Origin of the sequence: Kitasatospora sp. NPDC127035, assembly GCF_042726075.1 — a bacterium.
Lineage (GTDB): Bacteria > Actinomycetota > Actinomycetes > Streptomycetales > Streptomycetaceae > Kitasatospora.
Genome location: NZ_JBHXDN010000002.1, coordinates 70,344 through 82,988 on the forward strand (window position 1 = coordinate 70,344; position 12,645 = coordinate 82,988).

The 12,645-nt window shown below is 70.6% G+C and carries 12 protein-coding genes and 1 tRNA gene; 6 read left to right on the top strand and 7 right to left on the bottom strand.

Translation table 11 applies throughout. The features are described 5' to 3' along the window. Positions 1-206: 206 nt before the first annotated feature. The 6 genes from ACFWIC_RS01360 to ACFWIC_RS01385 all read right to left on the bottom strand — a co-directional run bounded on the left by ACFWIC_RS01360 (position 207) and on the right by ACFWIC_RS01385 (position 5,769). The gene (locus ACFWIC_RS01360; RefSeq protein ID WP_329880642.1) at positions 207-983 is read right to left on the bottom strand and encodes an ABC transporter ATP-binding protein; all 777 of its coding nucleotides are present in this window, start codon (positions 981-983) and stop codon (positions 207-209) included. Between the two features lie 70 nt (positions 984-1,053). Then, positions 1,054-1,980: an ABC transporter permease gene (locus tag ACFWIC_RS01365; protein WP_380362178.1), complete on the bottom strand. Its 927-nt coding sequence runs from the start codon at positions 1,978-1,980 to the stop codon at positions 1,054-1,056. A gap of 196 nt (positions 1,981-2,176) precedes the next feature. Beyond that, positions 2,177-3,022, bottom strand: coding sequence for a glycosyltransferase (locus ACFWIC_RS01370; protein ID WP_329880644.1), 846 nt, complete (start codon positions 3,020-3,022; stop codon positions 2,177-2,179). A 113-nt stretch (positions 3,023-3,135) separates the two neighbouring features. After that, positions 3,136-3,873 carry a CDP-alcohol phosphatidyltransferase family protein gene (locus tag ACFWIC_RS01375; RefSeq protein ID WP_329880646.1) on the bottom strand — a complete coding sequence of 246 codons (738 nt, stop codon included), beginning with the start codon at positions 3,871-3,873 and terminating at the stop codon, positions 3,136-3,138. A gap of 91 nt (positions 3,874-3,964) precedes the next feature. Further along, a complete protein-coding gene (locus ACFWIC_RS01380; protein WP_329948825.1) occupies positions 3,965-5,026 on the bottom strand; it encodes an iron-containing alcohol dehydrogenase family protein in 1,062 nt (353 codons plus the stop codon). Beyond that, complete coding sequence (locus tag ACFWIC_RS01385) at positions 5,014-5,769, bottom strand: phosphocholine cytidylyltransferase family protein (protein WP_329880328.1); 756 nt, start codon at positions 5,767-5,769, stop codon at positions 5,014-5,016. The genes ACFWIC_RS01380 and ACFWIC_RS01385 overlap by 13 nt, the downstream gene beginning before the upstream one ends. Before the next feature lie 458 nt (positions 5,770-6,227). Between ACFWIC_RS01385 and idi the strand changes: the two genes are divergently transcribed. Next, positions 6,228-6,905 carry an isopentenyl-diphosphate Delta-isomerase gene (gene idi, locus ACFWIC_RS01390; RefSeq protein ID WP_329880329.1) on the top strand — a complete coding sequence of 226 codons (678 nt, stop codon included), beginning with the start codon at positions 6,228-6,230 and terminating at the stop codon, positions 6,903-6,905. 19 nt (positions 6,906-6,924) lie between these two features. On the opposite strand, the gene ACFWIC_RS01395 is transcribed toward idi, so the two are convergent. Beyond that, positions 6,925-7,347, bottom strand: coding sequence for an ATP-binding protein (locus ACFWIC_RS01395; RefSeq protein WP_355400958.1), 423 nt, complete (start codon positions 7,345-7,347; stop codon positions 6,925-6,927). Between the two features lie 570 nt (positions 7,348-7,917). Between ACFWIC_RS01395 and ACFWIC_RS01400 the strand changes: the two genes are divergently transcribed. The 5 genes from ACFWIC_RS01400 to ACFWIC_RS01420 all read left to right on the top strand — a co-directional run bounded on the left by ACFWIC_RS01400 (position 7,918) and on the right by ACFWIC_RS01420 (position 12,629). Further along, a tRNA-Leu gene (locus ACFWIC_RS01400) sits at positions 7,918-8,002 on the top strand. 263 nt (positions 8,003-8,265) lie between these two features. After that, positions 8,266-9,960 (top strand): APC family permease, encoded by a 1,695-nt coding sequence (locus tag ACFWIC_RS01405; protein WP_380514791.1) that lies wholly within the window; start codon positions 8,266-8,268, stop codon positions 9,958-9,960. Between the two features lie 107 nt (positions 9,961-10,067). Then, positions 10,068-10,502, top strand: a complete 435-nt coding sequence (locus ACFWIC_RS01410; RefSeq protein ID WP_380514794.1) for a very short patch repair endonuclease — start codon at positions 10,068-10,070, stop codon at positions 10,500-10,502. Then, entirely contained in the window at positions 10,499-11,455 is a 957-nt protein-coding gene (locus ACFWIC_RS01415) for a DNA cytosine methyltransferase (protein ID WP_380514796.1), read from the top strand. Before ACFWIC_RS01410 ends, ACFWIC_RS01415 begins: the two co-directional genes overlap by 4 nt. A 10-nt stretch (positions 11,456-11,465) precedes the next feature. Then, complete coding sequence (locus tag ACFWIC_RS01420; RefSeq protein WP_380514799.1) at positions 11,466-12,629, top strand: DNA cytosine methyltransferase; 1,164 nt, start codon at positions 11,466-11,468, stop codon at positions 12,627-12,629. The last annotated feature ends 16 nt before the right edge of the window (positions 12,630-12,645 follow it).

Sequence of the window (12,645 nt, forward strand, 5' to 3'; positions counted from 1 at the left end):
GTCCGGCACACCACCCCCGCGCCTACAGCCTGACACCGTCGGCCGCGCCGGAGAAGAGCGCCTCGCCCGGCGCACGGGGCGCTCACCCGGGCGGCGGCGGGCCACCCGGGGCACGACGGGCGGATCCGGGGCGCACGAACGGCAGGAGGGCCGGCCCCCGGATCACCTCCGGCGGCCGGCCCTCCCTCACGGTCGGGTCTGCGGTGCTACGGGCGCTCGCCGCGCTCGTAGCAGCCGACGACCAGCTCGGTCGGCCCGTCCATGACCAGCTCGCCGTGCTCGATCCAGATGGTCCGCTCGCAGGTCTCGCGGATCGAGGCGTTGTCGTGGCTGACCAGGAAGACCGTGCCCGCGGCGTCGCGCAGCTCCTTGATCCGCTTCTTGCTGCGCGCCTGGAAGGCCTGGTCACCGGTGGCCAGCGCCTCGTCGATCAGCAGCACGTCGTGGGTCTTGGCCGCGGCGATCGCGAACCGGAGCCGGGCGCCCATGCCGGAGGAGTAGGTGCGCATCGGCAGCGAGATGAAGTCGCCCTTCTCGTTGATGCCCGAGAAGTCGACGATCTCCTGGTAGCGGCTCTTCACGTCGGCCGGCGACATGCCCATCGCCAGGCAGCCGAGGACGACGTTGCGCTCACCGGTGAGCTCGTTCATCAGGGCCGCGTTCACGCCGAGCAGCGAGGGCTGGCCGTTGGTGTAGATGCCGCCGTGCTCGGTCGGCAGCAGGCCCGCGATGGCCGCCAGCATGGTGGACTTGCCGGAGCCGTTGGAGCCGATCAGGCCGATCGCCTCGCCCTTGTACGCGGTGAAGCTGATGCCGCGCACGGCGTGCACCTCGCGCACGCCGGCGGAGCGCTTGCGGCTGATGATCCGGCTCAGCGCGGACGTCGCGCTGCCCTTGCCGGAACCGGCGCCGTGCACCCGGTAGACGATGTGGACGTCGTCGACGACGACGGTGGGCTCGCGGGCCACGTCGGCGTCGAAGATCGGACGGGTCTTGGGCAGGTCGTTCTTGCCCAGCGCGCCCTTGCCCGGCGCGCTCTTGCGCAGGTCGGTGTCAGCCACGGCCGTACTCCTCCTCGGCCTTCCAGAAGAAGACGTATCCGATGACCAGCATGCCGACACCCCAGGCGATGCCGTACTTCCACTGGTGCGGCGGGAACTCCAGGAACACCGCTTCGTGCTTGTTGTAGATGACCGGCGCCAGCGCGTGGCGGACCAGGTCGATGTACACGGAGGCGGGGTTGATCTCCATCACCGTCTGCCAGAACGGCGGCCATTCCTTGATCTTGTCCTGGATGCTGTACATGACGCCGGACAGGAACAGCCAGGCGCGCATCGCGAACGGGATCAGCTGGGAGATGTCGCTGGTCCTGGCGCCGATCCGGGCGAAGATCAGGGCGACACCGGTGTTGAACATCGACTGCAGCAGCAGGGCGGGGATCACCAGCACCCAGGTGCGGCCGGGCGAGACGCCGCTCGCCAGCACCACGACGAACAGCACGACCATCGAGATCATCAGCTGCTGGAGCTGGATCAGGGTGAACGAGATGGGCATCGAGGCGCGCGGGAAGTGCAGCGCCCGGATCAGCCCGAGGTTGTCCGCGATCGCCCGGGTGCCGGACTGCACCGCGTTCTGCGTGAACTGGAAGATGAACACGCCGATGCAGAGCCACGGCACGTAGTACGGGTTGTCGTCCTTGTTGGCCAGGATCTCGCCGAACACCAGGTAGAACACCGCGCAGTTGAGCAGCGGCGTCACGACCTGCCAGACCTGCCCGAGCTTGGCGTCGGTGTACTGGGCCACCAGACGCGCGGTGGCGAAGGCCCAGATGAAGTGGCGCCGGGCCCAGAGCTGCTTGGAGTACGCGAACAGGCCGGGCCGTCTGCCGCTGACCGTCAGGCCGTACTTGTCCGCCAGCTGCTTGGGGGTCAGGCCCGTGTCCGCCCCCCTAGGGGCTGAGAGGCTGACGGGTTCACTCACTGTCGACACATTCGTCCTTCGCGCGGGATCGGGTCGGGGCGAGCCGGTCGGCGGGGGGTCCGCCGGCCTTCCGCCGAGGGGGATCCACTCGGATCTCGGGGGGAGTCCGGCCGGTGCGTGACACCGGCCGCGGCGATCGGCCTGCCGTACGGCTGTACGACCGTCCGATCCGTCTACCGTACGGTCATCGGACAGATCAGATGACCGGGGGTCGGCCCAGCCTGGTCAGTCGCCAAACGGTACGCCATCGCATGGGCCGCCGCGTACCGCAGGGTTCGCGCCAGCCCGCCCGGAACCCGCCGAGCCAGGCCTTCAGCGCCTCGGGGGAGGGGCGGCGGGCCACGGTCAGCAGGAACCAGGTTCCCAGATAGAGAGGCACCAACAGGCCCGGAAGGTTCCGTCTCGCGAGCCAAACCCTGTTCCGGGCCACGTTGTGGAAGTAGGAGGCGTGCCGCGCGGGCGAGGTGGTGGGGTGGTGCAGCACCACGTCGGCCCGGTAGTCGATGGCCCAGCCGGCGTCCACCGCACGCCAGGCGAGGTCGGTCTCCTCGTGGGCGTAGAAGAACTCGGCGGGCAGCTGGCCCGCCTTGTCGAAGACCGCGCAGCGCACCGCGCTGGCACCGCCCAGGAAGGTGGTCACCCGGGACGAGCGCAGCGGGTCGCTGGCGCGCAGCCGGGGCACGTGCCGGCGCTGGGTGACGCCGGTGTCCGGGTCGGCGATCCGGAAGCTCACGATGCCGAGCTCCGGGTCACCGGTGAAGGCCTCGCGCAGCAGGCGGGCCGAGTCGGTGCCGGGCAGCCGGCCGTCGTCGTCCAGGAACAGCACCGCGTCGACGTCCCGGCCGTTGCGGCCGAAGAGCTCGATGCCGACGTTGCGGCCGCCCGGGATGCCGAGGTTCTCCGGCAGCTCGACGGAGCGCACGCCCGCGGGGAGCGGGGGCAGCGGGGCGCCGTTGGCGACCACGGCCAGCTCGACGGCCGGGCCCTGCTGGGCGCGGACCGACTCGATCAGGGCGTTCAGTTCGGCCGGGCGGTTGCCCATGGTGATGATGACCGCACCGAGCCGGAAGGCGTCCGCGGCGCTCGCGCCGGGGCCCTCCGGGGCGCCCTGGACGTCGCGGGTGTTCGGGGTGTCCCGGTCCACGTTCACGGCGCTCACCGGAGCCTGTTCGACAGGACGATGCTGAGCAGGTGCAGCACGGTCTGCAGCATGGCGATCGAGGCCAGCACGACGACCGCGAGCCGGGTGAAGAAGAGCCCGCCGTGGACGGCGTCCGCGACACCCGCGGCGAGGATGAACAGCGAGGCCTCGACCGCGCCCACCAGCCGGTGGAACTTCAGGAGGGAGGCGGCCCGGCGGGCCTTGGCGACACCGGACGAGCGCGGCACGGCGGCGCTGTCCTCGACCGCCGTCAGGCCGCTGCGGGCCCGGGCCACGTCGACCAGGTCGGTCTCCGACTTGATCAGGATCGCGCCGAGCGCCGCCAGCGTGCCGAGGAACGCCCACTCCCAGTGCGAGGCCGGGCCCTCCCGGTGCAGCAGGTCGGTGCCGCGCAGGCCGAGGCCCGTCAGCAGGGCGGCCTCGGACATGTAGTGGCCGACCCGGTCCAGGTAGACGCCGGTGAGCGAGGTCTGCCGGCGCCAGCGGGCCACCTCGCCGTCCACGCAGTCCAGCAGCAGGTAGACCTGGATGAGCACGGCCGCCAGCACCGCGCCGGCGAGGCCCGGGAGGACCAGCGCGGCACCGGCGAGGACGCCCGTGAGCATCATCAGGTAGGTCAGCCCGTTGGGCGTGATCGCCGTCACGGTGGAGAGCACGCGGGTGATCCGCAGCGAGATGCTCCGCATGTAGAGCCGGCCGGCCCAGTGCTCCGCGCTGCGGCGCTGGAGCATGCCCTCCGGGTGGATCACCGCGCGCAGCTCCTCGATCGAGGGGCGGCGGGTCAGGTCCACCGGCGGCGGCGTGGACCCGGCGGCGGAGCGGTCAGCTGTTGACGGCTTGGACATAGTCGGCGTACGCGTCCCTGATTGCGGAAGGGGAGAGGTCGAGGTGCTCAAGGATGGTGAAGCGGCCCGGGCGGGTGTTCGGAGCGTAGTGCACCGCTTCGGTGAACTCCGCCTCGGTGAAGCCGATCTGAGCGGCGGTCACCGGCAGTCCGTGGTGCGCCAGGCGCTCCACGATCAGACCGGTCAGCTCGCGCTCGCCCCGCAGGAAGCTGGCGAAGGCGGCGCCGAGGCCGACCTGCTCGCCGTGCTGGGCGGACCGCTTGGGATACAGCACGTCCAGGGCATGCGAGATCTCGTGGCAGGCGCCCGACGAGGGCCGGGTACTGCCGGCGATGTTCATCGCGATGCCGGACAGTACCAGTGCCTCGGCCAGCGCGGTGAGGAGGTCCTGATCCTGGAGGTTTCCTGGGTGCCGCAGCAGGTTCTCACCGGCCGAGCGGGCCATCGCGACGGCCAGTCCGTCGACCGGTTCACCGGTCTCGACGTGCGACAGCTCCCAGTCGGCGCAGGCCGAGATGTTGGAGACGACGTCGCCGATGCCGGCCGCGACGAACCGTGGCGGGGCGTCCCGGATCACGTCCAGGTCGATCACGATGCCGATCGGGCTGGGCACCCCGTAGGAGCCCCGCCCGGCGTCGTTGTCGAGGGTGGAGACGGGCGAGCAGATGCCGTCGTGGGCCAGGTTGGTGGGGACCGAGACCAGCGGCAGGCCGACCCGGGCCGCGGCGTACTTGGCAGCGTCGATGATCTTGCCGCCGCCCAGGGCCACCATGGTGTCGTAGTGACCGCCGCGCATCGCGTCCGCCAGCCGCACCGCACTGTCGATGCTGCCGTCGTCGACGTGGTACCAGTCGGCGCCGGGCAGCGCCGGCTCCAGCCGGGTGCGCAGCACCGTGCCCGAGCCGTTGCTGATCGCCACCGCGATCCGGCCCGAGGCGGAGAGGCGCTGGTCGGCGAGGATGCCGCCGAGCGCGCCGAGCGCGCCCGGGCGGATCTCGACGAAGACCGGCGACGGCACCAGCCGGGTCAGTACTGGCACGCGATCTCCCGCGCCTTGGCCAGGTCGTCGTGGTTGTCGACCTCGACCCAGGACACCTCGCCGATCGGCTGGACGTCGATCCGCAGGCCGCGGTCGACCATCTCCTGGTAGCCGTCCTCGTAGTAGAGCTGCGGGTCGCGCTCGTAGGTGGCGCGCAGCGCGTCGGTGAGGTCGGCGGCGGCGGCCGGGTTGATGACGGTGACGCCGATGTACTCACCGGTGGCCTCGGCCGGGTCCATCAGCTTGGTGATCCGGCGCACGCCGGTGGCCGGGTCGACGACGACCTTCATCTCCTCGTCGGCGAGCTTCTTCACCGTGTCGAGGGCGAGCAGGATGCCCGGGGCGCGGCCCTCGGCGGTCAGCCGCTCGTTGCCCTCCAGCATGGTGCGCTGCACCGAGACCGGGTGGACGGTGTCGCCGTTGGCGAGCAGCAGGCCCTCGGCGAAGAGGTCGCGGGCGCACCAGAGCGAGTAGGCGTTGTTCCACTCCTCGGCCTTGTCGTTCTCGACCAGGGTGAGCCTGACGCCGTACTTCCGCTCCAGGGCCGCCTTGCGGTCGAGGACCGCCTCCTTGCGGTAGCCGACGACGATCGCGGCGTCGCGCAGGCCGATCTCGGCGAAGTTCCCGAGGGTGAGGTCCAGGACGGTCCGCTCCCCGTCGACCGGCACCAGTGCCTTCGGCAGGGTGTCGGTGTACGGGCGCAGCCGGCGGCCGGCGCCGGCTGCCAGAACGAGGCCGATCATGCGGTTCTCCTGATCCGTCGTGCTGTGCGCTACCGCGCCGGTTACCGGTCCGCGGGACGGCGGGGCCGGCCCCTTCGGGTGGCGCGCCCGGGGCCGCCGAGGTGCGGCCGCCGTGTCCTATGTGATGGTAGGCGACCGCGACGACCAGCCCGAACGCGGCCGGGGGGCTGTGCGGCACGGTGCGCGGGTGCCGCGCGGGGCGCGGTGAAGAAGGGGTGACGCCCAGGTGCGCGTTCCCGTACGGCCGGGCCACCTGATCGAACGGGAGTCGAACAGGTTCCGAACGACTCTGCTATTCCCATGCCCTCAGGCGGCCCGGAACGGGTCGGGGGCGGTCCTGATCCGGCCGGTTGTGCGTGGGACCCCCTGGGGAGTGCCACCCGTACGGCAGACTTGACCGCGACGCCACCGGTGCCGTGGTTGCTCCCATTGCTCCCGAAGCTTCCGAAAGAGGCCTCATGCCCCAGAGTCTGCCGACCGATCCGACGCGCTTCGCCTCGGACACCACGGAGATCGGGACCGGTCTCGACACCGGCCTCGACACCGGCCTCGATGTGGAGACCGACGTGGCGACCGGCGCGGAGGCCGTCGGTGCCCCCGCCGAGATCCTGCTGGAGCTGGTCGACGACGAAGGCGTGACCATCGGCACCGCCGAGAAGCTCTGGGCCCACCAGCAGCCGGGACGGCTGCACCGCGCGTTCTCGGTGTTCCTCTTCGACCGCCAGGGCCGGCTGCTGCTCCAGCGCCGGGCCCTCGGCAAGTACCACTCCCCCGGCGTCTGGTCGAACACCTGCTGCGGCCACCCCTACCCCGACGAGCCGCCGTTCGTGGCCGCCGCCCGGCGGACCGCGGAGGAGCTGGGGGTCGCCCCGGCGCTGCTCTGCGAGGCGGGCACGGTCCGCTACGACCTGCCGGACGAGGCGTCCGGGCTGATCGAGCGCGAGTGGAACCACCTGTTCGTCGGCCTGGTCACCGAACCGGTCCGGCCGAACCCCGACGAGGTGGACGACTACGCCTTCGTCACCGCCGCGGAGCTGCGCGAGCTGGAGGCGGACCGGCCGTTCTCGGTGTGGTTCCGGACCGTCTTCGAGGCCGCGCTGCCGGGGATCCGGGAGATCGCCGGGAACGACTGGTAGGACGGACGCCCGGCCCGCCTCAGCGCTCCGGGTCCCTCCGGGGGAGCGGCAGCGAGGCCCAGATCACCTTGCCGCCCTCCCCCGCCTGCTCGACGTCGCACACCCCGCCGGCCTGCAGCGTGATGCTCTTCACCAGCAGCAGGCCGCGCCCGCCGGTCCGGCCGGTGTCGGTCTCCAGCGCCTTCGGCCGGTACGGGTCGCCGTCCTCGACGGAGACCCGCACCCAGCCGTCCTGGACGGCCAGTTCGGTGGTGACCTCCGGTGACAGTTCCGCGGCGTGCGTCACCGCGTTGCCGACCAGCTCGGAGACGATCAGCAGGACGTCGTCCACCAGCTCCTGGTAGCGGATCTCCGCCATGCCCTGGGCCAGCAGCCGGTCCCGCACCGCGTGCCGGGTCCGCGGCACCGAGGCCTGCTCGGCCGGAACGGTGAACCGCCACACTCCCTCGGCGGGCCCGTCCTGGGCCCGGGCCTTCGCCGCCGCCCCGGCCCGCGCCGCCGTGGCCGCTCCCGCCTGCGCCACGGCGGCGAGGACCGCTCCGGCCTCCAGGATCGCGGTGGCGAGCACCGCGCCGGTGTCCCGGACCGCCCCGGCCGCGCAGGCCGGCCCGCTCCCGGCATCGGCCGCCGCGGTCTCCACCTCCGGCCCGGCCCCTGTCTCTTCCTCGCTGGTCTGCTCCACGTCCAGCCGCCCTTCGTCCGCGACCCCGGGAATCAGGCGTTCCGCTCATGGCGCCCTCGATCCACAGAGGCTAGGAGAGCCGCCCCCGGGACCGGGGCACCGTCGACAACTTGCCCGTGTCGGATCGCTCCAGACCGCTTCCGACCGTTCGCCACCCCTGAACCGACCGTTTACCGCCCTCGAACCACCGCTTCGCGCACATCCGCGACCCGTCCCCGTCACCCCGCCCATCCCCACCGGGGAAACGCAGGTGAGAAGCACTCCGGGAGCCTGGTAATGTTCTCTCTGTCGCCGAGGGGGCGCCGAGAAAGTCCCCGAAGCACACACCCTGTCCGGGTGGCGGAATGGCAGACGCGCTAGCTTGAGGTGCTAGTGCCCTTTATCGGGCGTGGGGGTTCAAGTCCCCCCTCGGACACCGTGAATTCCCCCGGGGAACTCGAAAGAGTTCCCCGGGGGAATTTCTTTTTTCCGGGTGCGTTTACGGCCCGGACTTCCGACCCGGACTTCCGGCCCACGTTTCCGGCTGCCCGTCCCGTCGGGACCCCCGCCGAATGTCCGACGACCGGACACGGGACGGCAACGATCGGACGATTTGCGGTAAATCTGAGGCCGATCTGAGGTTTGGTCCGATTTCGCCCCATAAGCTGCTGTCCGTTTGTGCGTATACCCGATGAGCAGATGAGACAGAGGACCGATACGTTGAGTGAGCGCGAGTCGACGACGGCATCCCATCAGAACTACCGCCGCTCGCTCGGCACCATCAGCCTCACAGCCGTCGGGCTGGGGTCGATCATCGGCTCGGGCTGGCTGTTCGGCGCCGAACGGGCCGCCCGGCTGGCCGGGCCGGCGTCGATCGTCGCGTGGGTGATCGGAGCCGCCGTCGCGCTGACCATCGCCCTCACCTACAGCGAGCTCGGGTCGATGTTCCCCAAGGCCGGCGGAATGGTGCGGTACGGGCAGTACTCGCACGGCTCGCTGGCCGGCTACCTGGCCGCCTGGGCGAACTGGATCGCCATCGTCTCGGTCATACCCGGCGAGGCGACCGCCTCGGTGCAGTACATGAGCTCCTGGGACTTCGGCTGGGCGAAGGACCTGTACGACGGGAAGGAACTCTCCCTCAGCGGTGTGGCGCTCGCGAGCGTCCTGCTGGTCGGCTACTTCGCCCTGAACTGGTTCGCCATCACGCTGTTCGCCAAGACCAACACGGCGATCACCGTCTTCAAGGTCGTCGTCCCGACACTCACCGCCGGTGCGCTCCTGCTCGCCCACTTCGACACCGCGCACTTCACCGACCACGGCGGCTTCGCGCCGAACGGCTGGAGCGCCGTGTTCACGGCGGTGGCCGTCTCCGGCATCGTCTGGGCGTTCAACGGCTTCCAGTCCCCGCTCAACCTCGCCGGCGAGGCCCGCAACCCCGGCAAGTCGCTGCCCAAGGCCGTGATCGGCTCGATCCTGATCGCCCTGGTCATCTACGTCGCCCTGCAGATCGCCTTCCTCGGCGCCATCCCGTCGGCGGACCTGACGAACGGCTGGAGCAACCTCGGCTACACCTCGCCGCTGGCCGACCTGGCCATCGCCTGGGGCCTCAACTGGCTCGCACTGCTGCTGTACGCGGACGCCTTCGTCTCCCCCAGCGGCACCGGCATGATCTACGCCGCCACCACCTCGCGGATGATCCACGGCGTCCAGGAGAACGGCCACCTGCCGTCCCTGTTCGGGCGGGTGGACCGCAGGACCGGCATCCCCCGCCCGGCGCTGGTGCTCAACCTCGTGGTCGCCTTCGCCTTCCTCGCGGTCTTCCGCGGCTGGGGCTCGCTCGCCGAGATCGTCTCGGTGGCCACCGTGATCTCCTACGTCACCGGCCCGGTCGCGGTGATGGCGCTGCGCCGCCTGGCCCCCGAGCTGCCCCGCCCCGTCCGGCTGCGCGCCATGCCCGTGATCGCCCCGGTCGCCATGGTCTTCGGCTCGCTGGTGCTCTACTGGGCCCGCTGGCCGCTGACCGGCAAGGTCATCCTGCTGATGGCCGCCGGGCTGCCGATCTGGGCCTGGTACGAGCTGCGCAAGCCGTTCTCCGAGCTGAAGCCGCACCTCAAGGCCGGCGCCTATATGATCGCCTACCTGTTCGTGATGGCCGGCGTCTCGTGGGCCGGCTCCACCGAGTTCGGCGGCGAGGGCTACCTCCCCGGGGGCTGGGACCTCCTGGTCGTCGCCGCGATCGGCCTGACCTTCTACGCCTGGGGCGTCCGCAGCGCCTGGGCCAACCCCTCCCTCGACGCGGTGAAGCGCGAACTCGCCGCCGAGGCGGAGGCCGGCGGGACCGGGGGAACCGAAGCCGAACCGCCGCACCGAACGGCCCAGCCCTCCCGGGCCTGACTCCCGTACACATCGCGCCGGAGGGTCCACCGACTCGTCGGTGGACCCTCCGGCATTTTTTGGCACGGGCGTCGATCCAGGTCTGACCGTACGAAATACTGGATCACATGCCACCCGTCGCCTCCTCCCCCTCCGTCGCGACACGCATGAGTCGCCAGGCTTCCCGCGACACCGCGCAGGAGGTGGCCGTCCGACGTCTCCTGTTCAAGTGGGGTCTCCGGTTCCGCAAGAACGCACGCGTTCCGGGGATGCCCCGCCGGACCGTCGACATCCTCTTCCCCGGCCCCAGGATCGCTGTGTTCCTCGACGGATGCTTCTGGCACGGCTGCCCGGAGCACAAGACGAGCCCCAAGGCGAATGCTGTGTGGTGGCGGACCAAACTGGACAAGAACGTCGCCAGGGATCGCGAGACCACCTCGCACCTGGTCGACGAGGGCTGGACCGTTCTGCGGTTCTGGGAACACGAGTCGGCGGACGACATCGCCCGGGCCGTTTACAGACAGGTGCGACCTGACACCGTCCCACCGGAGGATCGTCGGTGACCCACAGGTTCACGTCGCTCGAGATCTGCTCCGGCGTCGGTGGTCAGGCACTCGGGCTGGAGCGTGCGGGGTTCGACCCGGTGATGCTGATCGACAACCGGGACGACGCCTGCAGTACGATCCGCCTGAATCGGCCGCACTGGGACGTGCGCTGCCAGGATGTCGTCGACTTCGATCCGGAGGATCATCCCCACACCTACGACGTCGACCTCCTCAGCGGTGGTCTGCCCCGGGTCAAGTCCGCCGCGGCGGTGCGTCGGGTCGAGGACGAGGCCGAGCGCAAGGTGCTGCGTGCCGCGGTACTGCTCCTGACCGCTGTCCGACCGAAAGCTCTGCTGCTGGAGAACGTCCCGGAGCTGGTCGAGAAGGCCACCTACACCGATGACCGCAGCTGGATCGAGGACGAACTCGTACATGCCGGATACCGGCCGTACTGGAAAGTCCTCAACGCCGCCGACTTCGGGGTGCCGCAGAACCGGAGGAGCGGGTTCCTCGTCGCGCTGGCCGACGGCCCGGGGGTGAACTTCTCCTGGCCCGAACCTACGGGCGAGCCCACGCCGACCGTCGGCCGGGCCCTCCGTGTATCGATGGCAGCCCACGGTTGGCCCGGTGCGGAGCGGTGGGCGGAACGTGCCGACCGACCGGCACCCGCCCTCGTCGGCGGGTCCCACCGTCGTGGTGGCGCGGACCTCGGACCGACCGGCACCAAGAAGGCCTGGGCGGCCCTCGGAGTGAACGGGAACAGTCTCGGCGACGAACCTCCGGCCGCCGACTTCCCGCCGGACGGACACCCCAGGCTCAACGTCCGCCAAGCGGCGACGCTCCAGGCCGTTCCCGACGACTGGCACATCCACGGTCGCAAGACTGCGGCGTACCGTCAGATCGGGCACGCCCTCCCTCCACCCCTGGCGGAGGCCGTCGGCCGGTCGATCGCAACTTCCCTGTCGAGCTAGGATCGTCCCCATGCCTTCGCCCGACCCAACCCCCGACTTCAAGATCGTCGATCTCTTCGCCGGCCCCGGCGGCCTCGACATGGCCGCCCACGTACTGGGGATTCCGGTGACGGGCGTGGAGTGGGACGGCAACGCGTGCGACACCCGGTCCGAAGCCGGCCTCGAAACGGTGAAGGGTGACGTCCGTCAGCTGGACCCCGGTCATTTCGACGCCAACGTACTCGCCGGCGGCCCCCCGTGCCAGACCTTCACCGTTGCCGGCAAGGGCGCCGGGAGGCAGGCGCTGGACCAGGTCCTCGGATTCGCCAGGCGCATGGCCCTGGGGGAGGACGTGCGGCCCGAGCTCGACGGACTCGACGACGAACGCACCGGCCTCGTCCTCGAACCGCTGCGATGGGCGCTGGACGCGCTGAAGGACAACGGCGCCGGCTACGACACGATCGTGCTGGAGCAGGTACCGGCAGTACTCCCGGTCTGGGAGGAATACAAGCGCATCCTGGAGGAGCGGGACTACTCGGCCCACTGCAAGGTCCTCCACACCGAGGAGTTCGGTGTTCCGCAGACGCGCAGGCGGGCAATTCTCATCGCCCGCAAGCGTCCTACGGGCGTTCTGCTGAGTCATGTGGTGGAATTCCCCAAGCCCACCCACCGACCGTTCCGGAAGGGGAAGGGTCCCGAATTCGGCGATCCCGCGCTGGAGCCCTGGGCCACTATGGGAGAGACCCTGAAGGGCCTGAAGACCCCTCCCTACGAAGTCGTGTCGAACTACGGCACCGGCGGCGATCCCCAGGCACGTGGCCGCCGCAGCCACAACGAACCCGCCTTCACCGTCACGGGCAAGGTCTCCCGGAACCTGCTGGAACGTCCGAACAGCCGGGCCTCCGATCCCAAGGAACGCTTCGATTCCAAGGAGTCGGGCCTTCTCCAGACCTTTCCCGCCCTGTACCCGTGGTCCGGCAAGGACCAGTCTCAGCAGGTCGGCAACGCCATTCCTCCCCGGCTCGGCGTCCACGTCCTGGCCGCCGCCCTGCAGCGGAGCAAGGAGGACGTCGCAATGGCGTTGAAGAAACTGGAGGCTTGGGAACCGTCCTCCCGCACCGTCGCCTGCTCGGTGGCGGACTGGAAGCACAGGGCCGAGGTCGAGAGGTCGACAAAGACGGTCGCCCCCGCCTGACGAACGGGTCGGGGGG

What these genes read in the sequence shown, in the direction of transcription:
- ACFWIC_RS01370 (WP_329880644.1), bottom strand. Translation starts at nt 3,022, where the DNA reads ATGGGCAACCGCCCGGCCGAACTGAACGCCCTGATCGAGTCGGTCCGC.
- ACFWIC_RS01375 (WP_329880646.1), bottom strand. Translation starts at nt 3,873, where the DNA reads ATGCTCCAGCGCCGCAGCGCGGAGCACTGGGCCGGCCGGCTCTACATG.
- ACFWIC_RS01385 (WP_329880328.1), bottom strand. Translation starts at nt 5,769, where the DNA reads ATGATCGGCCTCGTTCTGGCAGCCGGCGCCGGCCGCCGGCTGCGCCCG.
- idi (WP_329880329.1), top strand. Translation starts at nt 6,228, where the DNA reads ATGCCCCAGAGTCTGCCGACCGATCCGACGCGCTTCGCCTCGGACACC.
- ACFWIC_RS01405 (WP_380514791.1), top strand. Translation starts at nt 8,266, where the DNA reads ATGAGACAGAGGACCGATACGTTGAGTGAGCGCGAGTCGACGACGGCA.
- ACFWIC_RS01410 (WP_380514794.1), top strand. Translation starts at nt 10,068, where the DNA reads ATGCCACCCGTCGCCTCCTCCCCCTCCGTCGCGACACGCATGAGTCGC.
- ACFWIC_RS01420 (WP_380514799.1), top strand. Translation starts at nt 11,466, where the DNA reads ATGCCTTCGCCCGACCCAACCCCCGACTTCAAGATCGTCGATCTCTTC.